The 22978-nt window shown below is 45.8% G+C and carries 25 protein-coding genes, 1 pseudogene and 1 riboswitch; of the genes and pseudogenes, 17 read left to right on the plus strand and 9 right to left on the minus strand.

The genetic code is table 11. The features are described 5' to 3' along the window. Positions 1-52 precede the first annotated feature (52 nt). On the plus strand, positions 53-550 hold the full coding sequence (locus BN1080_RS02835; RefSeq protein ID WP_052650365.1) for a GNAT family N-acetyltransferase: 498 nt from the start codon (positions 53-55) through the stop codon (positions 548-550). 55 nt (positions 551-605) lie between these two features. Here the strand turns inward: BN1080_RS02835 and BN1080_RS02840 are convergent, their stop codons facing one another. Further along, complete coding sequence (locus BN1080_RS02840) at positions 606-932, minus strand: CHY zinc finger protein (RefSeq protein WP_052654357.1); 327 nt, start codon at positions 930-932, stop codon at positions 606-608. Positions 933-1019: 87 nt separating this feature from the next. Next, a riboswitch (FMN riboswitch) is annotated at positions 1020-1250 on the plus strand. 320 nt (positions 1251-1570) lie between these two features. On the opposite strand from BN1080_RS02840, the gene ribE reads away from it, so the two are divergent. The 11 genes and pseudogenes from ribE (at position 1571) to BN1080_RS02895 (ending at position 12105) form a co-directional block, all read left to right on the plus strand. Further along, positions 1571-2200: a riboflavin synthase gene (gene ribE / locus BN1080_RS02845; RefSeq protein ID WP_052654359.1), complete on the plus strand. Its 630-nt coding sequence runs from the start codon at positions 1571-1573 to the stop codon at positions 2198-2200. A gap of 14 nt (positions 2201-2214) precedes the next feature. Next, positions 2215-2826, plus strand: a pseudogene (gene ribB, locus BN1080_RS02850) (3,4-dihydroxy-2-butanone-4-phosphate synthase); the annotation flags it as partial. A 74-nt stretch (positions 2827-2900) separates the two neighbouring features. Continuing rightward, the gene (gene ribH, locus BN1080_RS02855; protein ID WP_052650367.1) at positions 2901-3365 is read left to right on the plus strand and encodes a 6,7-dimethyl-8-ribityllumazine synthase; all 465 of its coding nucleotides are present in this window, start codon (positions 2901-2903) and stop codon (positions 3363-3365) included. 126 nt (positions 3366-3491) lie between these two features. Beyond that, complete coding sequence (locus BN1080_RS02860; protein ID WP_052650369.1) at positions 3492-4199, plus strand: DUF421 domain-containing protein; 708 nt, start codon at positions 3492-3494, stop codon at positions 4197-4199. An 11-nt stretch (positions 4200-4210) separates the two neighbouring features. After that, positions 4211-4735 carry a histidine phosphatase family protein gene (locus BN1080_RS02865; RefSeq protein WP_052650371.1) on the plus strand — a complete coding sequence of 175 codons (525 nt, stop codon included), beginning with the start codon at positions 4211-4213 and terminating at the stop codon, positions 4733-4735. Between the two features lie 56 nt (positions 4736-4791). Continuing rightward, the gene (locus tag BN1080_RS02870) at positions 4792-6615 is read left to right on the plus strand and encodes an LTA synthase family protein (protein WP_052650373.1); all 1824 of its coding nucleotides are present in this window, start codon (positions 4792-4794) and stop codon (positions 6613-6615) included. Between the two features lie 67 nt (positions 6616-6682). Continuing rightward, a complete protein-coding gene (locus BN1080_RS02875) occupies positions 6683-7696 on the plus strand; it encodes a GTPase (protein ID WP_199876580.1) in 1014 nt (337 codons plus the stop codon). 113 nt (positions 7697-7809) lie between these two features. Continuing rightward, on the plus strand, positions 7810-8493 hold the full coding sequence (locus BN1080_RS02880) for a response regulator transcription factor (RefSeq protein ID WP_052650375.1): 684 nt from the start codon (positions 7810-7812) through the stop codon (positions 8491-8493). After that, positions 8474-9889, plus strand: coding sequence for a sensor histidine kinase (locus BN1080_RS02885; RefSeq protein ID WP_234398918.1), 1416 nt, complete (start codon positions 8474-8476; stop codon positions 9887-9889). The genes BN1080_RS02880 and BN1080_RS02885 overlap by 20 nt, the downstream gene beginning before the upstream one ends. A gap of 136 nt (positions 9890-10025) precedes the next feature. Continuing rightward, positions 10026-10895: a peptidylprolyl isomerase gene (locus BN1080_RS02890; protein ID WP_052650377.1), complete on the plus strand. Its 870-nt coding sequence runs from the start codon at positions 10026-10028 to the stop codon at positions 10893-10895. Positions 10896-10908: 13 nt separating this feature from the next. Then, positions 10909-12105, plus strand: a complete 1197-nt coding sequence (locus BN1080_RS02895; RefSeq protein WP_052650379.1) for a S1C family serine protease — start codon at positions 10909-10911, stop codon at positions 12103-12105. Between the two features lie 70 nt (positions 12106-12175). Here BN1080_RS02895 and BN1080_RS02900 read toward each other — a convergent pair whose 3' ends face one another. Continuing rightward, on the minus strand, positions 12176-12385 hold the full coding sequence (locus BN1080_RS02900; RefSeq protein WP_052650381.1) for a hypothetical protein: 210 nt from the start codon (positions 12383-12385) through the stop codon (positions 12176-12178). A gap of 57 nt (positions 12386-12442) precedes the next feature. Next, positions 12443-13147 carry a type 1 glutamine amidotransferase domain-containing protein gene (locus tag BN1080_RS02905; protein WP_052650383.1) on the minus strand — a complete coding sequence of 235 codons (705 nt, stop codon included), beginning with the start codon at positions 13145-13147 and terminating at the stop codon, positions 12443-12445. Between the two features lie 205 nt (positions 13148-13352). Here BN1080_RS02905 and BN1080_RS02910 point away from each other — a divergent pair, with 205 nt between their 5' ends. The 3 genes from BN1080_RS02910 to BN1080_RS02920 all read left to right on the plus strand — a co-directional run bounded on the left by BN1080_RS02910 (position 13353) and on the right by BN1080_RS02920 (position 15095). Beyond that, the gene (locus BN1080_RS02910; protein ID WP_052650384.1) at positions 13353-13772 is read left to right on the plus strand and encodes an organic hydroperoxide resistance protein; all 420 of its coding nucleotides are present in this window, start codon (positions 13353-13355) and stop codon (positions 13770-13772) included. A gap of 182 nt (positions 13773-13954) precedes the next feature. Beyond that, positions 13955-14206, plus strand: coding sequence for a hypothetical protein (locus BN1080_RS02915; RefSeq protein ID WP_052650386.1), 252 nt, complete (start codon positions 13955-13957; stop codon positions 14204-14206). Positions 14207-14270: 64 nt separating this feature from the next. Further along, entirely contained in the window at positions 14271-15095 is an 825-nt protein-coding gene (locus tag BN1080_RS02920; protein WP_052650388.1) for a manganese catalase, read from the plus strand. A gap of 119 nt (positions 15096-15214) precedes the next feature. Here BN1080_RS02920 and BN1080_RS02925 read toward each other — a convergent pair whose 3' ends face one another. The 6 genes from BN1080_RS02925 to BN1080_RS02950 form a co-directional block, all read right to left on the minus strand. Continuing rightward, a complete protein-coding gene (locus BN1080_RS02925; RefSeq protein WP_052650390.1) occupies positions 15215-15610 on the minus strand; it encodes a DUF2512 family protein in 396 nt (131 codons plus the stop codon). A 123-nt stretch (positions 15611-15733) separates the two neighbouring features. After that, entirely contained in the window at positions 15734-16609 is an 876-nt protein-coding gene (locus tag BN1080_RS02930; protein WP_052650391.1) for an SDR family oxidoreductase, read from the minus strand. 120 nt (positions 16610-16729) lie between these two features. Continuing rightward, a complete protein-coding gene (locus tag BN1080_RS02935; protein ID WP_052650393.1) occupies positions 16730-17314 on the minus strand; it encodes a superoxide dismutase family protein in 585 nt (194 codons plus the stop codon). Between the two features lie 119 nt (positions 17315-17433). Next, positions 17434-20016: a YfhO family protein gene (locus tag BN1080_RS02940; RefSeq protein WP_052650395.1), complete on the minus strand. Its 2583-nt coding sequence runs from the start codon at positions 20014-20016 to the stop codon at positions 17434-17436. Positions 20017-20020: 4 nt separating this feature from the next. Continuing rightward, positions 20021-20431, minus strand: coding sequence for a GtrA family protein (locus BN1080_RS02945; protein ID WP_052650397.1), 411 nt, complete (start codon positions 20429-20431; stop codon positions 20021-20023). Then, positions 20418-21359 carry a glycosyltransferase family 2 protein gene (locus tag BN1080_RS02950; protein ID WP_052650399.1) on the minus strand — a complete coding sequence of 314 codons (942 nt, stop codon included), beginning with the start codon at positions 21357-21359 and terminating at the stop codon, positions 20418-20420. Before BN1080_RS02950 ends, BN1080_RS02945 begins: the two co-directional genes overlap by 14 nt. Positions 21360-21684: 325 nt before the next feature. On the opposite strand from BN1080_RS02950, the gene BN1080_RS02955 reads away from it, so the two are divergent. Together BN1080_RS02955 and BN1080_RS02960 are read left to right on the plus strand one after the other, a co-directional pair. Beyond that, entirely contained in the window at positions 21685-22299 is a 615-nt protein-coding gene (locus BN1080_RS02955; protein ID WP_052650401.1) for a TerD family protein, read from the plus strand. 15 nt (positions 22300-22314) lie between these two features. Beyond that, positions 22315-22893 (plus strand): TerD family protein, encoded by a 579-nt coding sequence (locus tag BN1080_RS02960; protein WP_052650403.1) that lies wholly within the window; start codon positions 22315-22317, stop codon positions 22891-22893. Positions 22894-22978: the final 85 nt, after the last annotated feature.

Consider the following 22978-nt stretch of genomic DNA (forward strand, 5'->3'; position numbering starts at 1 on the left):
GCTATAATCGGAGTGAAAATGGAATTCCATGAGCAGCAAGGAGGCGTTGATTATGATTAAAAAGAAAGAAGTATCGCTTCATCCTTACTCATCAAAAGTGGCTGTCACTTACGATTTGCCATCCGATCAGCTTGAATTTACCGGCCTCCCCCAAGACATCATCGAGCGGGATGCGAAAAATCCGTTAAAGCATTTGATTATCATTAAAGCACGTGATGAAGTGGCTGGATTTTTCGAGCTGGATGAATCCGATGACCGGAAAAAATACTCCAATAATCCTCGGGCGTTATTGCTTCGCGGGTATTCAGTGAATCCCAAGTTTCAGGGCCGCGGAATCGCTACAGGTTCCATTTATGCCCTTCCGGAATTCATCAGAAAAGAATATCCGCAATTTGATGAAATTGTGCTAGGGGTGAATGCACGGAATCTTGCGGCGCAGCGTGTGTACGAGAAAGCCGGATTTGAAGATACCGGCCGGCGCCTGATGCGCTCAAAAGGAGAACAAATCGTCATGTGCCTTAGAGTCGAACGCGCTACTGAAAGTGCTTGAAAATAAATGGAAGGGCCGTCTGCTGAGAAAAACGACTCAGCGGACAGCCCTTTTTTTATGCAGCAAAATACAGATGCTTGTGCAAACTGCAGCCCGGATTGAAAGCGGAATGGCACGACGGACATTCAGAACGGCACTCCAAATACTCCGCAATGCTCAATTGATGGCCGCAGCTCCCGCAGAGAACTGCTTTCTCATGGAAAAGTCCGGACGGCCATACTTGATGCCGGCCGCACCCGACGGCTTGATGGCATTCAAAGCACGGATAGTAAATTCCGCAGCAGTAAAATTTAATCGCAATGCGGTCCACTTCAGAATGGTAATGCCGGCAGCGGGTTTCAGGGTCTACGTCCAATCCTTTTACAGTCATTTCGTGTGCCATCCTTTTCACCCCTTTTTTTAAAATCCATTCGATATCATCGGAATCTTCTCTTAAGTATGTTACCCTTATAATGACAAATAATCGAATCAAATTCTTCGGGGCAAGGTGAAATTCCTTACCGGCGGTGAGCAGGAAACTGTAAGTCCGTGACCCGATCTTTAAGCAAATGAAAGTTTCAGGCATCCCCGCCTGGGCTTTTGCATCGTCCAGTTCCGGCATTCGCCGGTTCCGGACAGGCACATTTGCTGGCAGTAAAGAGCGGTGGAGCTGGTGAAAATCCGGCACCGACAGTGAAAGTCTGGATGGGAGAAGAATTTGAAGGCTTATTTTGTTATGCTCTTTTTTCTAAATAGCTTCTTTTTTCATTTCGCAGCCAAGAAATGAAGCTTATTTGGCGTACCCTTTTAGCGGTGCCCATCAAAAAAGTGCATTTTTTATCCTCTTTTGTTTTTCCTTTCCTTGCCACCCGACAGCCCCTTGGTGGAAAGAATCCAATTTAGCAATACCGAAAGGGTGTCCCAGACACCGAAGAACCCAGCATATCGGAAATCCGGACGTTTTTTTGGTATGCAAAAAATGTGGCCGGTTTAGAGCCGGACATCAAAAGCTGCAGCAGCTTAAAAAGGAGCGTGATGTATTTGTTTACCGGGATTGTAGAAGAAGTCGGAACGATCTCTTCCGTTCAGCCCAAAACACAAGCGTTGGAACTGACGATTGCCTGTTCGCTGATTTTAGAAGACATGAAGCGAGGCGACAGCATAGCGGTCAATGGCGTATGCCTGACGGTTTCAAGTTTCGCAAAGCAGTCATTCACTGCCGATGTCATCCCAGAGACGTTTAAATCGTCGGCGCTCAAAGAGCTGTCAAACGGTTCACCCGTTAATTTGGAACGGGCGATGCCCGCCAATGGCCGATTCGGAGGCCATTTCGTCAGCGGCCATATTGACGGCGTCGGCAAAATCCGAGCGGTTAGAAAAGAGGGGAACGCTTGGACAAAAGAAATTGAAGTTGCCCCTGCCTTGATGAAGTACATGGTGTATAAAGGTTCAGTTGCAATTGACGGCACTTCTTTGACCATTTTTAGACTGGGCGCTCGCTCGATTGCCGTTTCCCTCATCCCGACGACCCAAGCCGATTCAGTGCTTGGCCAAAAAGGGATCGGCGCACAAGTCAATATCGAATGCGATATGCTTGCGAAATATACCGAACGGATTCAACAAACTAAACCTGAAATAACACGCGATTGGTTAGCTGAAAATGGATTCTAATGGAGGTGGAAGTCTTGTTCTATAAAGTTGAAGAAGCCGTGCGTGACTTGAAAGCAGGAAAAGCTGTAATCGTGATCGACGATGAAAACCGTGAAAATGAAGGAGACTTTATTGCCTTGGCTGAATTTGCGACGCCTGAAATCATCAATTTGATGGCTGCGGAAGGGAGAGGCTTGATTTGCGCGCCGATTGACGAATCAATCGCGGCCCGATTGAACATGCCTCTGATGACGGATGAAAACACGGATGATTTTGGGACCGCATTTACGGTCAGCATTGACCATAAAGAAACGACGACCGGAATCAGCGCCTTTGAACGTTCCCATACCATCAAAAGTTTGGCGGATCCATTGGCAGAAGCAAACGATTTTAACCGGCCGGGCCATGTATTCCCGCTGATTGCCAAAAGCGGCGGTGTGCTTGTCCGCAACGGACATACGGAAGCAGCTGTGGATTTGGCGAAGCTCGCCGGTTCGGTTCCGGCTGGAGTCATATGTGAAATATTAAAAACGGATGGCACGATGGCGCGTGTCGATGATCTGCTGGGAGTGGCAGAGCGCCTCGGATTGGGAATTTTGACGATTGAATCGCTGGTTGCGTACCGCAAGGAACACGAACTGGCCATTTGAATGAAGAATTGCGAAGTGCGATAAAAATAATTTACATCAGCGATCGCTGATGTTCCAAAGGAGCAGACTAAATGACGGTACATTATGAAGGATATTTAAATGGCGAGGGATTGCGGATCGGAATAGTGGTGGGGCGCTTCAATGAGTTTATTACGAGCAAATTGTTGAGCGGCGCAGAAGATGCGCTAAAGCGCCATGGCGTGAACGATGAAGATGTAGCGATTGCTTGGGTGCCGGGAGCTTTCGAAATTCCGCTGGCGGCGAAGAAAATGGCGCAAAGCGGAAAGTACGATGCGATCATTACGCTCGGGACAGTTATCCGCGGTTCCACACCGCATTTTGACTATGTCTGCAGCGAAGCGGCAAAAGGTGTATCCCGCGTCAGCGACCAATCGGGAATTCCGGTGATTTTCGGCGTTCTGACAACCGATTCGATTGAACAGGCGATTGAACGGGCGGGCACGAAAGCGGGCAACAAGGGCTGGGAATCGGCTGCAGGTGCAATTGAAATGGCGAATTTGATGAAAAAGCTGTAATACTGGGCTCCGGAGCGTATGCTCCGGAGTTTTTTTGTCCCGAATCCTGCTTTCATTCTTTATGGGCTTAGGAAATGAAATAAGGGGAATGGGGATTGTAGGAGATTATTGAATGGAGGTCAGGGAATGGCTTATTTCGATATCGGCATCAAATTAGTGTTTGGATTGATCGCTTTATTGGTGGTCACCCGGCTGTTGGGGAAGAAGGAAATGTCTCAATTGACTCCTTTTGATTTTATCTATTCGATTGTATTAGGAGGGATTTTGGAAGAAAGCATTTATGATGACAAAGTCTCCGGCCTGCATGTCTGGTTTGCGGTGGCGGTTTGGGGAATTATGCTATACCTCATTGAGAAGTTATCGCAGAAATTCGACAAAATCCGGATTTTGCTGAAAGGCGAATCGTCCATCCTGATTCGGGACGGTGAATTCAATGTCCGTGAATTGAATAAGAATCATTTGGAGATGGAGCAGCTGCGCATCATGCTTCGCCAACAAGGCGTCTTTTCCCTTCGCGAAGTGCGGGATTTGTATCTGGAACCGGGCGGGACGGTCAGTTTGAGGAAATATCCGAAATTCAGCGAGGTAACGCCTGCGATGCTTGATATAAAAGTAGAAGACGAAGCCTTGAATTTTTTATTCGTTGATGAAGGAAAAGTGAATGAAGAGATTCTGAAGTATGTCGGAAAATCAAGCCAATGGCTCTATGACGAGCTTCAAAAATTAGGCTATTCTACTGTGAAGGATGTGCTGTATGCGGAATGGTCCGAAACGGACGGATTCTTTATAAAGACTTATAATGAGGATAAAGACGACATCAAAAAAGGGAATTAGGAGGATGGGGAATGAGGAAAAAGATTTTTTTGGTCCGGCATTGCCAAGCAACAGGACAAGCACCGGAAGCCGGGCTGACGGCTGGAGGCGCAGAGCAGGCCCAACAGCTGGCGCAATTTTTTGAAGAAATGGAGATAGCGCATATTATTTCAAGTCCCTTCACCCGGGCAATCCATTCCATTGAACCGGCAGCGAGCAAACTGGGGCTGCAAATCGAAATTGACAGCCGCCTCTCGGAGCGTGTACTGAGTCCGGAGGATTTGCCGGATTGGATGGAGCGTTTGGAAGAATCATTCGGCAACTTGGATTTGAAGCTGATGGGCGGCGAGTCTGGAAATGAAGCCATGGCAAGAGGGATGGAAGTGGTGGCTGCTGCACCGGATCGCAGTATCCTTGTTTCTCACGGGAATTTACTGGGTTTGTTGCTTAAGAAAATGGATACGCGCTACGGATTCAAGGAATGGAAAGAGCTGTCCAATCCCGATGTCTATGAAATTGATATGGAAGAAGGCAGCGTCAAGCGAATATGGGCATGAAAAATTAGAGGGAAACAGTTAAGGCATGCATTCGTTCAGTAAAGGAGGTGACTAAAATGGAAAAGCCGCGCAAATTTTCCTATCTGCTGATATTTGCATTGCTGCTGATAAAAGTCATTGCGTTCCGTGTGTTAATTTTTGATACACGTTCCATCGTTCACATCCTTTTTGTGGAGTTTCCAATGTGGGCATTAATATTGGCGATTCTGCTCATGCTTATTAAGAAACGGGTTTGGCTGGCTATTGGCATTTTTAATTTTATCGTCTCTGCCATCTTTTTCGCGATAACGCTCTACATTCGCTATTATTCTACGATTCCATCCTATTATGATCTGCAGCAGACCACCCAATCGGCTTCTGTCGGACATACGATCGCTTTACTGACAAACCCTTACGATTTCTTATTCTTCCTGGATCTCGTGATTGTTTTCATTTTAGCGAAACGGCGGGAGGCCCCGCAAAAAGATGTGCGTTTGAAATACTTTTCAATCGGAATGGCTGCTATCTGCCTGGTGAGCACAGCCTATGCATTCAAACAGCCCATTATCGATGTCTCCTTTTTTGCAAAAGAAAACGGCTATATCCAGTCCCAGCTCGTTCAGATGTATCAACGGGCGAATGAGACGGCCCATGCTTCTTCCACAGAGTTGACACCGAAAGAACTGGAAGAGCTGAAAGGGAATAAATACGTCCCGGTCAGCTCTCACGAAACGTTCGGGTTAGCGGAAGGGCGGCATCTGTTCATGATTCAAGTGGAATCTTTGCAGACTTTTACGATCGGACGGACGTTGGACGGGCAGGAAATCACGCCGAACCTCAACGATCTGATAGAGGAAAGCGCCTATTTTTCGAATGTTTTTCAGCAAATCGGCGCAGGCACGACGTCTGATTCGGAGTGGATCGCGAATACCGGGCTGCATCCGGAAGGCATGGTTCCGACGGTTAATAGTTTAAATGGAAAGGAAGCCGTGTCACTGTCCAGAATATTAAAAAATGAGGGCTACGGCTCCGCTACGTATCATGCCGATGATCTCGGCTTCTGGAATCGGAATGTTCTTTATCCGGTCCTTGGCTATGAAGAAGTCTATTCAATTGAGGAAATTCCGGATATGGAAGAAGTGGGGTACGGACCTTCAGACGAAGTGCTGTTTGATTTTGTATTAGAAAAATTGCCCGGGCAATTAAAGAAGCATGAACGGTTCTATTCGAACATCGTCACTTTGACGAGCCATACGCCGTTTATTTTGCCTGAAGAGATGCAGCATCTCGAATTGCCTGATTCCTATGCCGATACGTATACGGGGAATTATTTGCAATCTATCCGCTATGCAGATGAACAGATCGGCCGTTTTATCGATGAGTTGAAGAAAGCAGGGCTTTACGACGAATCACTGATTGTGGTCTTTGGAGACCATTCCGGGCTGCACGGCTCTCCGGTAACAGAAGAAGATGAAGTCTTGCTCGAAGAATTTATCGGGCACTCCTATACGATGAAAGACCGTTTTACCATTCCATTAATCATGTCTGGCGGCAATTTATTTGAAGAAGGGCATCAAATGACGCGCTTGGGCGGCCAAGTGGATATTATGCCGACGATTCTAGCGCTGCTGGGAGTGGACACGGATACCCCGTTGATCGGCCATAACCTTTTTGAATATAAGAAAAACCTTTTAGGCATGCGCTATTATATGCCGGGAGGTTCATTTATTCAATCCGAGCAATTGTATAAAGCGGCCGGAGCCAAACTTCCCGACACCATGTACGATATGAAGACAATGGATACACGCGCTAAAAACAGCGCAACGAAAAAACATAAGAAAAATGCTTTGGAAATTTTAAAATACAGCGATACTTTATTAAAACCGTATATTGAAAAGTGAATGAGTAGGCGCCAAAGAGGGAATTGTTTATAATATGGAGTAAATATTGGAAAAGGGGGACTGGAGAGTGGTCAGAGAATTTGAAGAAGAAGTAAACCGTATGATGGACCAAATGTTTGAAAATGAAATGAAAAAAGTGAATGACTTGTTAGACCAAGAATTGCTCATTTCCTTGATTGGTGAAGTCAACGCCGGAAAATCTTCTACGGTCAATAAAATAATCGGCGAAGACATCGCCAGCACCAATCCGATGCCAGGCGAAACGGTCAGCGTCGATCCCTACAACATTCGCGGCTTGGAAAACATCAAGTTCATGGATACCCCTGGACTTAATGACCCGAACGATGAAAATCCGAAGAAAACACTTGAATTCGTCCAAAAATCCGATGTCGTGCTGTTCTTTTTGAATGCGGCAGGCACGGTTTTCTCGGACAGTGAGAAAGAAAAATTCATGGGCATCGAAAAGCACAACAAAGACATTCTCATCGTGTTGAACAAAATCGATGCAGCAGAAAACATCCCGTCCATCGTTCAATTTGTTAAAAACCACACAAACAATAAATACAAAGTCATTCCGATTTCTTCGAAAACCGGAGAAAACTTGGAAACCCTAAAGAAGGAAATTCTTTTTTTGCTCGAAAAGAAGGGAAAAGACCTGCTCTTCGCTAAAAGCATGAAAGAAAAATCAGCTGCAGCAAACCGCTGGATCATCGGTTCAGGCGTTTCGGCAGGCGTCATCGGGGCTTCTCCCATTCCGGGGTCGGATGTCATCCCGTTAACTTCCCTGCAGGTCGGAATGATCATCAAGCTATCAAAGCTCTACGATAAGCCGTTGACGAAAAAAGCGGCAAAAGACATGATCGTCATCACCGCGACCCAGACGATCGGGCATACCATCTACCGCCAGGCCTTGAAATTCATTCCGGGTGCAGGTTCTGTAATTGGCGGAACCGTCGCATCCGCGATGACGCTGGCGCTCGGCTACGGCGTGAAGTATGCCTATGAAAATAATATTGCCATTGACTACGATATGATCGGCGATCTGTTCCAGAAATACAAAAAACGCGAAAAAAATGCTTGAAGGTCCAAACCGCTTCTTATTTGAAGCGGTTTTTCATTTATGGGCCTTCCGTTTAGCTTGCGCCTTTTCTGAATGTGATTTACTTTTATAAAAACAGGCAGTGGAGGGAAGACATGAAAATTTTGGTGGTGGAAGACAACCCAAGCGTCAGTTCGATGCTGGAATTGTTTTTTTCAAAAGAAGGAATTGAAGGCAGCTTTGCTTCAGATGGATTAGAAGGATATCGGATGTATTCAGAACACGACTATGATTTGCTCATCCTCGACTGGATGCTTCCAGGACTGGACGGCATTGCCCTATGCCGTAAAATCCGGGAGCAGGGAGATGCGGTGCCGATTATTATGCTGACGGCAAAAGACAGCGAATCGGATCAAGTCATCGGGTTTGAAATGGGCGCAGATGATTACGTGACAAAACCTTTCAGCCCCTTGACCTTGATGGCTCGCATCAAGGCAGTGACAAGGCGGTCGCTGAAGAATGGACAAGTCCAGGCGAATGTGATCAAGACCCGGCATTTCCAGGTCAATCAGGAAACGAGAGCGGTGCTGAAAGATGGAGAAGCGGTCCAAAGCCTGACGCCGAAGGAATTCGACTTATTGGTCTTTTTCCTGCAGCATCCAAAACAAGTGTTCAGCAGGGAGCAATTGCTTGAACAGGTCTGGGGATATCAGTTCTACGGCGATGAGCGGACGGTGGATGTGCATATTAAAAGGCTCCGGAAAAAAATAGCGGGTGGAGAAGGGCTTTTCCATACGGTCTGGGGAGTTGGCTATAAATTTGAAGAACTTGCGGATTAAGTACTTTTATCAGTTGATTGCGAGCCACCTGAGCATCCTGCTCATCGCATTTTTGATTTTAAGCCTGTTATTTGTCCGGTATGTTGAAGACTTTGCCTACCAGGATAAAGCGGAAGAATTGGAAAGCTACGGACAGCAGATTCTCCAGGCGCTTGAGCAGTCACGGCCTGGAACAGGAATTCAGTCCTTTGTTCCGATTCTCCGGTCCCAAAATATTGACTTCATCGTCTTTGACCAGCAGAGCCGGATTCTTTATCCGGTTTCCGGGGCTTTTCCAACAGTCGAACTGACGCAGCAGGAATGGGGGGTGATTGAACAAGGCGAAACGCTTGTCGTCAAACGGGACGTCGACCGTTTTGAAAGCACTGTCACGTTTGTTGCGTTGCCTTATGTGGATAACGGCGGATTGGTTGGAGGGGTGCTTCTCGCTTCACCGATCAGCGGCACAAGTGAAATGATTTCAGAACTCAATAAATCCTTGTTGACCACCATCCTGATCGCTTTGGCGATTGCGCTCCTCTTGAGTTTATTGTTGTCCAAAATGCATGTCAGCCGGCTTCAGCGAATGCAAAAAGCGACGGCGATGATCAGCGAAGGGCATTACGACGTGAACTTGCCTGAATCCAATTTTGATGAATTCGGTGATTTAGCGGAAGACTTCAATCAAATGGCCCAAAAGCTCCGGCAGTCCAGCGAAGAAATTGAGCGGCTTGAGAATCGGCGCCGCCAGTTTATGGCAGACGTTTCGCATGAAATGCGGACACCGTTAACGACAATTGCCGGTGTGATTGAGGGGCTGCGCAATAATATGATCGAAGAAGACCAGCGGGAAAAAGGCATCCGGCTTGTCAGCGATGAGACGAAACGCCTGATGCGGCTGGTCAATGAAAACCTGGACTATGAAAAAATCCGTTCCAATCAAGTGGAGCTGGAAAAAGAGGAGATTGAAGCGGAAGAGCTGCTGGAAATTATTCAGGAACAGCTTGAGCTGCAAGCCGCCGAGAAACACAATCGGATTATCGTGGAAACCGAACCTGGCCAAGTCATTTACGGCGATATGGACCGGCTGATTCAGATACTGACGAATATCGTCAGAAACAGCATCCAGTTCACTGAAAATGGACAAATTGTTTTACGGGCATACAGTACACAGGAATTCATGGTTATGGAAGTGGAAGACACCGGAGTTGGCATTGATGTGGCAGAAATCGATTTGATTTGGCGGCGTTTTTACAAATCGGACCTTTCGAGAGGCAGCGGCCAATTCGGCTTGGGCCTTTCCATTGTTAAACAGCTTGTCACTTTGCACAATGGAGAAATTCAAGTAGAAAGCGAAAAAGGCAAAGGAACGAAGTTCAGCATTCAGCTTCCCCACAAAAGTCATGAAACCACCTAAATATGAGAGCCTGCAAAGAAAAGCATCCCTTTTCTTTGCAGGCTCTTAACTTTCCATCTCTTTTAAAACTTCGGTCATAGTTTATTCATAATTGCTTGGTAAAGTATTGTTAACAAGAAAAGAAAGAGGGCTGGATATGAAACAAGCAGTATACATTGCCATTGGCGTCATCGCCGCATCAGCGATATTTTTAATTGCCGGCTTCGTCAAGGGAGATGGCGAAGCAGTCGCGACAGTGAATGGCAAAGCGATTGAAAAGGATGCACTTTATGAAGAATTGGTAAAAACTTCAGGGCCCGACACATTGAATGCCATGATCACAGATGAAATTTTGGATCAAGAAGCTGAAAAAGCGGACATCAACGTGACGGAGGAAGAGCTGGACAAGGAAATGGCTGTCTATGAAAAATCCTATGGCGGAAAAGATGCTTTAGCGGCAGCAGTGGAATCGAGCGGAATGACGATGGAAGATTTAACGGCTGAAATGGAAAGCTATGTGAAAGTCGAAAAATTGCTTGGCCCGGATATTGAAGTGACAGATGGAGAAATAGAAAGCTATTTTGAAGAAAACAAAGAAAGTTTGGCACAGCCGGCTCAAGTAGAGGCAAGCCATATTCTCACAGCAACCAAAGAGGAAGCGGATGAAGTAAAAGAAAAACTTGCGGCTGGCGGAGATTTTGCTGAATTGGCGAAAGAATATTCAACAGATACGGCAACCGCCCAAAACGGCGGAGAACTTGGATTTTTCGGGACCGGCGAAATGGCAGCCGAATTTGAAGAGGCGGCATTTGCGATGAAAGTCGATGACATCAGCGATCCGGTAGAAACGGATTTTGGTTTCCACATCATTCAAGTGACTGACAAGAAAGAAGCCGCTGAAGCGACGCTCGAAGACAGCAAAGACCAAATCAAAGAACTGCTTTTCGATCAAAAGCTGAATGCAGCGTATACGACGTGGATAGCAGAAAAACAGGAATCCTATGAAATTGAAAACACATTAAACTAGGGAGGAATCATCAATGGGATACTATAATTCAAGTGAACCGAAGAAAAAACGCAGCGGCTATTTCGCTTCAAGCTTTACCGGTTTGATTGCCGGGGCGCTGCTCGTCGGAGTTGTACTTCCGGGCTTTACAGACAACGAGCAGGCTACCGAATCAGCGGTTAACGGCACATCAACTACAGAAGCGTCCAACAATGTCCAAAACGTTTCTCATATTGTTACGACCGATGTGACGGAAACGGTGGAGCAGACTTCTGGAGCCGTAGTCGGGGTTTCCAATCTTCAAAAAGCGCAATTAAACCCGTTCATGCCTGCAGCTGAAAGCGAAGCACAGGAAGCAGGTGTAGGTTCCGGGGTAATCTATAAAAAAGACGGTGAATCCGCTTATATCGTCACGAACAACCACGTGGTCGAGGGGGCTGAACAAGTAGTAGTGACCCTGGCGGATGAAACGGAATTGGAAGCGGAAGTATTAGGCACCGATGCCTGGACAGATTTAGCGGTGTTAAAAGTAGCGGGAGACAAAATCGAGACCGTGGCGGAGTTCGGAGATTCCTCTGTGCTGAAAGCGGGCGAGCCGGTGATCGCAATCGGCAATCCCCTGGGCCTCCAGTTTTCTGGTTCGGTTACTACGGGAGTGGTTTCCGGAACTGAACGCTTGATTCCGATCGATATTAACCAAGACGGCAAAGAAGATTGGCAGTCTGAAGTACTTCAGACAGATGCTGCGATCAACCCAGGCAACAGCGGCGGTGCTTTGATCAATAGCCAGGGACAAGTCATCGGAATCAATTCGATGAAAATCGCCCAAGATGCAGTGGAAGGAATCGGCTTAGCCATTCCGATCAATTCGGCTATTCCAATCATCGAAGATTTGGAGTCGAAAGGCGAAGTGCAACGGCCTTCAATTGGGGTCGGCATCCTGGACTTAAACGACATTCCGCAGCAATACCGCGAAAGTGAATTGAATTTGCCGGCTGATGTCGAAGGCGGCGTTGTCGTTCAGTCTGTAGCGGACGGCTCTGGTGCAGCAAAAGCGGGAATAAAAGCGTATGATGTCATTGTGGAAATGGATGGAGAAGCGGTCAATTCAGTCATGGAGCTTCGCCAGCATTTATACAACGAAAGTGAAGTGGGCGATACGCTGAAAATGAAAGTCTACAGAGATGGGAAGATTCAGGAGTTCACAATTGAATTGACTGAAAGTCTATAAATGGAAAAAGGCTGCCGAAATCCTTCGGCAGCCTTTTTGAGTTCTTGCTCTTTTCAAGAAATATACGTGATTAATTGCTGAAAAGTCCCCACATATTGGAACTGATTCCCCAAATGATGATCGCGATAACAATGATGGCGAAAACCACGATGCCGATTTGCACTGGACGGTATCCAGTCGTTCGGGGTTCCTGCAGCCCTTCTTTCTGTACCGGAGGGCGCTGCATCGTATCTTTATTTTCTTTCATGTACTTTTCTTCTTTCGGATCTTTTTCGCTCATTTTATTGCCTCCTTCTGTCGGTCTCCTTGTACATCCCATACCCTGAATGGAAGGTCTTTAATCAAAGAACTTCTCTTCTTCCTTTTCTTCGAGGCTTGTCAATTTCTTGGCAAGCTCCCGTCCGAATAAAGGAGAGGACTGAGGGTCGCGTCCTGTGAGAATCTGTTCGCTTCCCCAAACCACATACTCTTTTTCATCGGAGCCATCCGAATAATCAGCGATTTTTCTCATTTCGTCTTCAAGGCTGAACGGCAGCAGCCCGTCCACTTCTTTTGGCTCCATTTTGTTCGGATAGCCTGTCACTTTCAACCCGTCCAAAATCCCTTTGCCGTTTTTCAGCTTCGTATAGATAAGCGGCGCAGGGCCATGGCAGACAGCCGACACAATGCCGCCCGTCTCGTAAACGATGTTGATGACGGCCTGCAAGTCTTCATCATGTGCAAGGTCAAACATGGCCCCGTGGCCGCCGACGATGAAAATCGCATCGTAATCGCTTGCTTTCACATCTACAATCGGCGTCGTTTTATCCGCTATGCCGCGTTCGTAAAGTTCTTTATATTTGCCGTCAGGGTCGTATTCTTTGCTGAGGCTCAGCGGATCGACCACCGGTTTGCCCCCTTTGGGAGAAGCCAGTCCGACAATATGGCCTTCTTTTTCCAGTTCTAATACAGGTGCGAATAATTCTTCGGCCCACCAGCCGGTTACATAGTTATGTTCTTCATTGACATGTCCATTTGATAGGACCGCTAATACTTTTGCCATTCTGTTTTCCTCCTCAGAGAATCTAATCTATTTGTCATTTACCCTTTCGCAGGAAGCTGAAACGTTCAGCAGATTTCCGGCGCTTGCCAGATTTCTTCGGTGAGGGATCAAAAATCAAAATCGTTGACTCCCGACAAAAAAACCAGTACGTTTGATTTGTTATCTAATTATTTGGAAAAATATAAACAGGAAAGAGGATGAGAAAATGTCAGCATTATTCACTACATCGGTCACAGCAGTCGGAGGAAGATCAGGAAGAGTGGTATCTGAAGACAATATCATCGATATGCAGCTTGTTTCACCCAAAGAATTAGGCGGTCCGGGCGGAGAAGGGACCAATCCCGAGCAGCTTTTTGCAGCCGGGTATTCCGCTTGCTTTGACGGTGCTTTAAATCTGGTTATCCGGAAACAAAAAGCAGATGTCTCGAGCACATCGGTTAAAGCAGACGTCCACTTTTTAAAAGACGAATCGGACGGCGGCTATAAAATTGCCGTAACCTTAAACGTAACGGTTGAGGGAGTGGACCAGGAGAAAGCGCAGGAATTGGTGGAAGCCGCTCACCAAGTATGCCCTTACTCCAAAGCGACAAGAGGGAATATTGATGTCGAATTAAAAGTGAATTAAATCATAGCAATACAAAGCCGTTTGGAGATTTCAATATTTCCAAACGGCTTTTTTTTGCATAAATCATAAGTGAGGGTGCAACTTTTCAAATAAAAATTTAACAATAGACAGGATATGGTTTTAATAAAGAAGTGGAGGGTATTCACGTAATGTGCATTCAATTCAGGAGAGGAGGAAAAAAGATGGAGAAGGATCAGCGAGAACATGAAAAGAAAATGAAAGACATGGAACATGAAAAAAGAGAATCCGGAAACAACAGATATGCTGCAGAGGAAGAAGAGAAAAACTCCATCACTGAAAGAGGGCAGCCAGAACAAAATCCTACAGACCAAAACAGCAGTGGAAAAGCAAGCAATGATTCAGTTAATGCCGGAGGCAACGATTCGGATTATGATGGCGGACATCCAACTGATGTTTCCCCAGAGAAACGGTGAAAACCGCAGAAACTCCATCTACACCAACTTCAACTAAACCAAAATATACAGGAGGTTTTTATTCATGTTCTTTCACACAGGCGAACTTCAATACCATTCAAAACCGGACTCTCCAGATCCGGTATTTGCTAAAAAGGTCCAAGAACTGATTGGCGGGCAATTCGGAGAAATGTCCGTAGCGATGCAATACTTATTCCAAGGGTGGAGCACGAGAGGCAATGAAAAATACCGTGACCTCTTAATGGATACTGGTACGCAAGAGTTAGGGCACATCGAATTGCTGGCTACAATGGTAGCCCGTCTACTCGAAGGTGCGCCCGTGTACGAACAGGAAAAAGCTGCAAAAGACCCAATCATTGGTGCAATCATGGGTGGGATGAACCCGCAGCATGCAATCGTTCACGGTTTAGGAGCGTCTCCTAAAGACAGCAACGGGGTTCCGTGGAATGCCGGCTATATCGTAGCGAGCGGCAACTTATTGGCAGATTTCCGTGCCAACGTCAATGCAGAGTCTCAAGGACGTCTGCAAGTTGCGAGACTTTATAGCATGACCGATGACCGCGGTGTAAAAGATCTGTTTTCATTCCTAATCGCCCGCGATACAATGCACCAAAACCAATGGTTAGCAGCCATTAAAGATTTGGAAGCCAAAGAAGGGCCAATCGTTCCGTCTACCATTCCACCTGAATGGGAAGCAACTGAATTCTCACATATTCTTTATACAAATCCAGAAACAAGTACAGCTTCACAATTGCCATGGGCAAGCGGGCCGGCACCAGACGGCCATCCAATTACTGTAGAAAAACCGGCGCCATTAAGTGGACGCCCTATCTTGAAACCGGCTCCTCCAGAAGCGCATAATACGCTTCCGGCCGAAGACATGAAATAATAGCAAAAAGAACAGGCCCTTATCAAAAGGGCCTGTTCTTTTTTGGGGGAGGCAGGTGTGTTCTTTACGCCTCCCCCAAAAAAGCTGCCGAACGATATGTTTCAGCAGCTTTTTTCTGATTAAGATTGTCTTGGTTCATCGTGGGTAGTCGTATGGGAAGTTTCTTTATGCTCCCATAATCGTTTGGTCAGATAGATATGGAAGAACCATTCTCCTACAGCGATAATAATGGCAGAAAAGATAGCTGGCATAATCAGCGAAGATTCCGGATTTTCAATCCAGACCATCCCGAGCAGCCAGACAAGCAAGAATACCAGCACCAAATCGCCTGCTGTTGCCACCTTGTTCGAAGTTTTTGGATAAATCACCAAATCTCCAATAAAGCCAACAATCGTGATCACGAGGCTTATCAAGAAAATATCCATCAATTCAATTCCATAGACAAGGCCGAGAATCACAAACAACACGGCGAAGACCATTGCGAACTTCATAAGGATTGCTTCAATGTATCTCAATTCTGTCACCTCCTTGCAGCGCTGTTGCTTTGATATACCCGAAAAGCATCGGCTAATCTTGTAAATTAGAAGTTTCATCCAAAGAAAACCCGGTCTTTCGTGAAGTCCGGGTTTAAGTGAAAGTTAAGAAGAAATAAAGTCTCCGCCGTTGACATGGATTGCTTGTCCTGTAACGTAAGTTGAATCTTTTGAAGCGAAGTAGACGTATGCCGGAGCTACTTCGGACGGTTGTCCTCTGCGTTCCATCGGCGTATCGCCTCCGTGCTCACCTACTTTTCCAGCATCGAAAGAAGCGGGAATCAGCGGCGTCCAAATTGGGCCGGGTGCTACAGAATTTACCCGGATTCCTTTATCGCTTAAGCTTTGCGACAATGAGCGGGTGAAAGTCGTAATGGCGCCTTTAGTCGCCGAATAATCGATCAGTTCGGATGAACCGCGATAGGCTGTCACCGAAGATGTATTGATGATCGAATCCCCTTTCTGCATATGGGGGATCGCTGCCTGGCTCAAATAGAACATACTGAAAATATTTGTTGTGAACGTCTCCATCAATTGATCGGGGGAGATGTTCAAGAAATCATCTTGCGGAAATTGCTTGCCGGCATTATTGACTAAAACATTCAACTGGCCAAATTCCGAAATGACATCGACAACTAATTGATTGCAGTTTTCGACGTCCGATACGTCAGTCGCTGATTTAAAAGCTTTTACGCCATAAGATTCGATTTCTTTTACTGTTTTTTCCGCATCTTCGTGTTCATCCAGATAAGCAATCGCCACATTGGCGCCTTCTTTTGCAAAGGCAATAGCGACCGCTCGCCCAATTCCGCTGTCGCCTCCGGTAATCAATGCTACTTTTCCTTCCAGTTTGCCGGCGCCTTTATAGTCTTTGTCATCATAAATGGGTTCAGGAGACATGTCTTTTTCAAAGCCAGGCTGTCTTCCTTGTTCTTGAGGGTCTACTTGTTCATCGATTTTTTCAAATTTATCTTCTGCCATGTAAAAGTCCTCCTTGAAATATTGTCTAATTTATTCATTCCCTAAATAGATGCGGATAAACGCTTAGGTTCAAACAAGCGAGGCATTGCCCAATCAAAAAAGAGCGGCAAAGCCGCTCTTTTAGTTTTCTCCGGTGACTACGCCGCATGCGACGCGCTCACTGGATTCTTCTGATTCAAGGACCAGTGAAGTGCCGCCTTCTTGCAGCAAGGAGTTTTCTTCCTCGGTTTTTAAGGTGAATCCTTCCGCTGTCAATTCTTCTTGTACTGTGCCGTCATCGCCAACATCCACGGATGGCAATTCTTCTCCGTATACTTCACCCGCTGTCTCGAAGTCGGGGACTTCGCATTTTCCGGCATTCAGAAATTGCACTTTATGGGTGCCGGTTTCCAGGTCTGTCAAATCGAGCACGACCGTAACGCCGTTTTCTTCATCAGCTATTTCTGCTGTGCCGATCGAATCGCCGTCCGAGTTCATCAAGTCGACTGTCACAAACATTAAATCTTCGCTGGAACCTTCGTCCGAATTGTCTTCAGCTTCTTCACCGTTCGGTGGAGTTTCTTCGCCTTCATTTACATTCTCATCTTCAACTTCCGTAGCGCCATCTGTTTCGGTGGCCGGTTCCGTTTCTGAGTTATCGTTTCCGCAGGCAGCAAGAAAAAGAAGAAATGCCATTGCAAGCACAAGCAAGAACCAACGCTTCATCTGATCACCCCTTATTCGAAATTGGTTTATTCTCTCATTACACATTTTCGTTCGAAAATAAACTCTTTTCGTCGAAAGCGCGCCTTTTGTAGGAGTAATTTTATCGCTTTGTTAGATCATTAGGGGCGCCTTTTGCGGCCGAAAAGCAGAAATAGGCTGACAGCCAGGGAAAGTACGGATAGAGCCAACGAAACCTTGAAGAATGGCGGGCGATAACTAAATGACACGCTGTTTTTGCCTTCTTCCAGAGGCACCGCCACAAAAGCATAATTAGCTTTCCGTACAGGGACCTCTTTGCCGTTGACTTCAGCGCTCCAGCCTCTTTCATATGGGATTGCGGCCGTTAGATAAGGGGCTTTTTCTTTATTATCATAAACCATTTCAACCGAACTTCCGTCGATGTTCAACTGGCTTAGTCCGGATTCTTTCGTAGTTTGCGTTTTCAGTACCTCATACGGTTCTTCGTAAATTTCAATATTGGTTAGCGCATAACGGCCTTTTGGAAGCCGCAGGGAAATTTTTTCAGATGCTTCCGTACGGAGGGTCAAATCATCGACAAAGGTTCGATAGATTGAGTCGTTTGCTTTCCGCGTAGTGGAATAATCGTTAAGTTTCAACGAAAATCCGGTCGAAGCCGCAAAATTTTCGAGATGAAACGAGATGTACAGATCGCCATCTTGGAAGTCGGAATTCGGCCTGATGAAATCCAATCCGCCTTCATCACCTGTAATTTCCAGAATGCCATTTTCATAATGGGCATCGGCTTCTGCGATTTCAAACTCATCCGTTTTCTCTTCAGCTTTCGGCAGTTCACTTTGTCCGCCGGAACCGTCGAGTACGACACCCGTCAACATGGCGTGCTCACGCGCTAATACAGGAGACTCTTCAAGCTGCTGCTCCTGATAGACGACAGAAGCCGTACGGGCGAAAGGCAGTACAAATGAATTTTCATAAACCGTGTACTTGCCAGAGGAAAAAGCGTCAGTAAATCCATAAGGGATGTTGTTGTCGTCTTTTGGCAATATGATGTATTTTCCTTGAAGCATGCTGTGGAGATTCGTGCGTTTCCCGAGTGTTGCATAGCGGCTGACACTTTCCCGGCCCATATCAATTTCCAAATCGTATAAATAGAAGTACAGCAGATTCTTATTGAGAATGCTGGAATAAGCGCTCAATCCACGGAAGTCCTGGACAATAGGGGTATTGTTTCGGACGCCTTCCATCCATTCAATGCGGTAATTTCTGCTTGCCTCTGATTTATCGATTTGAGCCAGAAGCTCCCTGATTTCCGGGTCGTCATATTCGGATCCCGTCAATAATCCTTCGTTCACTTGTCCGATTTTCCCTGTTTCAAGCAGCTTCTCGACTTGATAAAGATTGGTAAAGCCAATGAGGAAAATCAGCAGAAAAGCAATAAAGGCATTTCGAATCTGGAAGGTTTTCCATTTGATGATGGAGAAACTGAAAAGCAGACTCATGAAAAGACTTATAAGCACAAGGATTGAAGCCGATGATTGCCATTTGAGCGTTTCGTCTGTGGAACCTGTATAAATGAACAAAAATACCGTAATCAGTGAAGCGAGCAGGAATTGCTTGACGGTTACATTCGGCAATTCACGCAGTCCGACAGCAATTGCACCGCCAGCCATTAAGGAAAGAAAATATTCCCACCGGAATTGAGGGGCTGAAAATCCATTGAATATACTGGCCGCCAAGGGGCTGAAATGCAGAACGACTCCGATGGCTCCAAGAATTGCAAACAAACGGAAGGTCCGGTTTCGATAAAGGCGGCCCATGAATAGCAGTAAAACAAAAATAGCGGGCAGCACAATATAGCGGCTCGTAAATAGAATATTGTCGGTAAAGTCCATCCAGTCGATTTCCTGTTCAAAAGCGGGGCGGTGGTTATTCAAAAATGCATAGACGGCAGGGATGAAAGAAACGGCACTGATGCCGAATCCGAGCAGGCCTGCCCACAGGAATGTCCATAAAGCCTTTAAGCGTTTTGTTTCGCCGGATGTGAGCGGGATGAATAATCTGACAGCGATATAAATCGCCGCCAACAGGAAATTGATATACGAAAAGTAAAAATTATCGATCATGGAAATTGAAACCGCCAGCAAAAACCAGCCGGGTTTCTGTTCCCGGAAAATCTTCTCGATTCCCAAAATTAATAGAGGCAGCCAAAGAAAGGCATCGGCAAAAAATTCCCAGTAGACCGTATGGCGGAAATACATTCCTGAGATGCCGTAGACAGAGGCGCCAAGCAAGGCGGGCAGCCAGGAAATTTTCATATACATAAACAGCCTCGTCGTGATGAACAAAATAAACGTGAGCCGGATGATGCTGATGAAGACAGCGGCATTCGCCCAGAACAGAATATCCGTAGTTTGGACAATGCCGATTGTTTCAAGCAGAAAAATAAAGAGGACGCTCACCAGAAAGACAATGGATGTCGAGAAATAATAGGAAAGTTCACTAAATGTTCCGGCTCCAAGCCCAAAATCAAAAGAATAGAAGAATTCCCCTGACGTATATTGGTCATACAACAACTTTTTAAAAGGAAGCATCTGCGAACTGCCGTCATCGATGCCGACCATGAAATGGCTGCGTGTCCATTGATATAAAAAGACCGCATGGGCGAGAATGGCTAAAAAAAAGCTGCCGAGCAATAAATACAGATGGAAGAAGCGATTGCGCATAGATTCACCGTCTTTTTGCGAATTTTGGTGCGGCTGTGCCTTTTAAAATTTTGCCGGAAATGACAAAGGTGATGGGCACAGTGAATAGGACTGCGGCAAACGGAGCGATGTTGCTGTTTATACGCAGCCATTCTACAAAAATAAATATTAAAAAAGTGGATACAGACATATTCACCACTTGGGTAAGCGGAAAATACAAATATTTTTTCAAGGTAGGTTTGATTTTATAAGTCACATAGCAATTCAAGAAAAATGAAATGTTTAAACTGATAAAAAATCCGATCACGTGAGCAGCCAAATAAGGCAAGGAAAACAAGTTATGCAGGATGAGGTAAATGCTGTAATACGTGAGCGTATTGATAACACCGACAACGACAAAGCGAGTGAATTCGGTATTCAGCTTAGCGAAGTTCATCGTATTCATCCACATTGCTGACATCGATCAAGAAATTCGGGCGCTGTTTTGTTTCATTATAGATGCGTCCAATATATTCGCCGATGACCCCGAGGCTGAGCAATTGAATGCCGCCTAAAAAAAGAATCGCGGTAATCGTGGTGAAATATCCAGGCGCGCTGTTGCCGTTTTGCATGATTTGGTAAAAAGTCCAGATGATGTAGATGATCGAAAGGAAAAGGACAAGAAATCCAGTGTAAAAACAGACGCGGAGCGGCTTCAAATTGAAAGAAATAATGCCGTCGATGCCGTAATTCACCAGACTGCCGAACGACCACTTGGAGGTTCCTTCATTTCTCACCACGTTGTCATAGCAAATAATTTTCTTGCTCAAGCCGATCCAGGAAAAGAGGCCTTTTGAAAACCGGTTGCTTTCGCTGAGTTTTAAAATGGAGTTGATGGCTTTTCGGCTCAGCAGGCGGAAATCGCCTTCGCCGTCGACAAAATCAACATCGGTGATGGAATTGACGAGTTTGTAATAAGCAGACGAGAGCCAGCTCCGCATTTTCGATTCGCCGCTGCGTGAGCGTTTGGCGACGACTTGATGAAACCCTTCTTCAAAACCTGCGATCATTTCGCCGATCATTTGGGGCGGATGCTGCAAGTCGCTGTCCATCAAAATAGCCGCGTCTCCTTTGATGCGGCTCAAGCCGGCAAGAATTGCGGATTCCTTTCCGAAATTTCTTGTCAGTGAAATGTATTTTACACTCGGATGTTTTTCTGCCAGTTTTAAAATTTCTTGAAGAGTATTGTCGCGGCTGCCGTCATTGATGAACATAATTTCATAGCGGTAAGGCAGCGGTTCGAGTTCTTCAGTCAACCGGCTGAACATCCGTGCAATATTGGCTTCTTCGTTAAATGCCGGAACTACGATGGAGACCAGTTTCATATCGCATTCCCCTTTCCTTATGTATCATATTTCTCTATGACTTTGTTTACCCTAACGCCTTTGAAAATATGCTTGCATTTTTCTTTCCGTAAAAGCACTACAGAATAATTTTCAAAATGAAACTTATTTCATTCCCAAACGTATGTATTTTATCAGCTATTATAAAGGCATTTGCCCATTTTCATACAGCTGGCGGAAAGAGTTGTCCATTGTAAGGCGGAAAGCGTTTTGTACGGCTGACAAAGGACCCTTAATAATTGAAATTTTCCGGATTTACAAATACTATTAACTGTAAGTACATAAAGATGAATGGAGAGTGCTGGAAATGGCTATTAATCTTGTAAAAGGTCAGAAAATTGATTTGACAAAAGGGCGTTCAAGTCTTTCAAGCATCATGGTCGGCCTTGGGTGGGACCCAGTTGAAACGAAAAAAAGCGGCGGTTTCCTAAGCGGATTGCTTGGAGGCGGCGGTGGCGGAGCCGACATCGATTGTGATGCCTCTGTTATCATGCTGGATGAAAACGGCAAGTTGAAAGGCAAAGAAAACTTGATTTATTTCGGCAACAAAAAAAGCAAAGACGGCAGCGTCGTTCACTCAGGCGATAACTTGACCGGCGAAGGAGAAGGGGATGACGAAACAATCAACGTCGACCTTAAACGAATTTCGCCTTCGATCCACCGTCTCGTTTTCGTTGTAAATATTTACAATGCAAGACAGAAAAAGCAAGATTTCGGCATGATTCAAAATGCCTTCATCCGTTTAGTGGATAATCAATCAAAAGAAGAACTTGTTCATTATAATTTAACTGAAAACTACGCCGGTAAAATGTCGCTGATTCCTGGAGAATTGTACCGCCAAGGCAACGAGTGGAAATTCTCTGCTGTCGGTGAAGGCACAATGGATGCAGATATCGGTTCAATCGCAAACAAATACGCTTAAGGAGTGGACAATTAAATGGCTATTAACTTATCAAAAGGACAAAAAGTAGATTTAACAAAATCCAATCCGGGGTTGTCAAAAGTGGTCGTCGGCCTTGGCTGGGACACAAATAAATACGACGGCGGACAGGATTTCGATTTGGATTCATCGGTCTTCTTATTGGATGCGAGCGGCAAAGCGGCCTCAGAAGCTGACTTTGTCTTCTATAACAATACAATCGGTGCCGGCGGTGCAGTCGAACACACGGGAGACAACAAAACTGGTGAAGGCGAAGGGGACGATGAAGCAGTAAATATCGACCTTTCTTCTATCCCTTCTTCCATTGAGAAAGTAACATTTGCCATTACGATCCATGACGCAGAAGCACGCGGCCAAAACTTCGGGCAAGTCAGCAATTCATATGTGCGCATTGTGAATGCAGGATCTAATGAAGAATTGATCCGCTATGATTTAGGGGAAGACTTCTCCATCGAAACGGCGATTGTCGTAGGAGAGCTATACCGCCACGGAGGAGAATGGAAATTTAATGCGATTGGCAGCGGTTATCAAGGTGGACTGGCATCACTTGTTAAGGACTTTGGTTTAGACAGCTAATTTTGCACAAATAGAAAGCAAGGGGCCTGTCGTCTCCTTGCTTTTTTAGACTCGCTTAAATTTATTTGTTTAATTGTGCCGGGAG

Source organism: Planococcus massiliensis, from assembly GCF_000821325.1.
Lineage (GTDB): Bacteria > Bacillota > Bacilli > Bacillales_A > Planococcaceae > Planococcus > Planococcus ruber.

Bases quoted from the DNA above. Each gene is read 5' to 3' on its own strand.
- BN1080_RS02955 (WP_052650401.1), top strand. From the start codon at position 21,685: ATGGCTATTAATCTTGTAAAAGGTCAGAAAATTGATTTGACAAAAGGG.
- BN1080_RS02935 (WP_052650393.1), bottom strand. From the start codon at position 17,314: ATGAAGCGTTGGTTCTTGCTTGTGCTTGCAATGGCATTTCTTCTTTTT.
- BN1080_RS02835 (WP_052650365.1), top strand. From the start codon at position 53: ATGATTAAAAAGAAAGAAGTATCGCTTCATCCTTACTCATCAAAAGTG.
- BN1080_RS02865 (WP_052650371.1), top strand. From the start codon at position 4,211: ATGAGGAAAAAGATTTTTTTGGTCCGGCATTGCCAAGCAACAGGACAA.
- BN1080_RS02930 (WP_052650391.1), bottom strand. From the start codon at position 16,609: ATGGCAGAAGATAAATTTGAAAAAATCGATGAACAAGTAGACCCTCAA.
- BN1080_RS02840 (WP_052654357.1), bottom strand. From the start codon at position 932: ATGGCACACGAAATGACTGTAAAAGGATTGGACGTAGACCCTGAAACC.
- BN1080_RS02895 (WP_052650379.1), top strand. From the start codon at position 10,909: ATGGGATACTATAATTCAAGTGAACCGAAGAAAAAACGCAGCGGCTAT.
- BN1080_RS02860 (WP_052650369.1), top strand. From the start codon at position 3,492: ATGGCTTATTTCGATATCGGCATCAAATTAGTGTTTGGATTGATCGCT.
- BN1080_RS02960 (WP_052650403.1), top strand. From the start codon at position 22,315: ATGGCTATTAACTTATCAAAAGGACAAAAAGTAGATTTAACAAAATCC.
- ribH (WP_052650367.1), top strand. From the start codon at position 2,901: ATGACGGTACATTATGAAGGATATTTAAATGGCGAGGGATTGCGGATC.
- BN1080_RS02940 (WP_052650395.1), bottom strand. From the start codon at position 20,016: ATGCGCAATCGCTTCTTCCATCTGTATTTATTGCTCGGCAGCTTTTTT.
- BN1080_RS02870 (WP_052650373.1), top strand. From the start codon at position 4,792: ATGGAAAAGCCGCGCAAATTTTCCTATCTGCTGATATTTGCATTGCTG.
- BN1080_RS02945 (WP_052650397.1), bottom strand. From the start codon at position 20,431: ATGAACTTCGCTAAGCTGAATACCGAATTCACTCGCTTTGTCGTTGTC.
- BN1080_RS02880 (WP_052650375.1), top strand. From the start codon at position 7,810: ATGAAAATTTTGGTGGTGGAAGACAACCCAAGCGTCAGTTCGATGCTG.
- BN1080_RS02905 (WP_052650383.1), bottom strand. From the start codon at position 13,147: ATGGCAAAAGTATTAGCGGTCCTATCAAATGGACATGTCAATGAAGAA.
- BN1080_RS02900 (WP_052650381.1), bottom strand. From the start codon at position 12,385: ATGAGCGAAAAAGATCCGAAAGAAGAAAAGTACATGAAAGAAAATAAA.
- BN1080_RS02915 (WP_052650386.1), top strand. From the start codon at position 13,955: ATGGAGAAGGATCAGCGAGAACATGAAAAGAAAATGAAAGACATGGAA.
- BN1080_RS02920 (WP_052650388.1), top strand. From the start codon at position 14,271: ATGTTCTTTCACACAGGCGAACTTCAATACCATTCAAAACCGGACTCT.
- BN1080_RS02950 (WP_052650399.1), bottom strand. From the start codon at position 21,359: ATGAAACTGGTCTCCATCGTAGTTCCGGCATTTAACGAAGAAGCCAAT.
- BN1080_RS02910 (WP_052650384.1), top strand. From the start codon at position 13,353: ATGTCAGCATTATTCACTACATCGGTCACAGCAGTCGGAGGAAGATCA.
- BN1080_RS02890 (WP_052650377.1), top strand. From the start codon at position 10,026: ATGAAACAAGCAGTATACATTGCCATTGGCGTCATCGCCGCATCAGCG.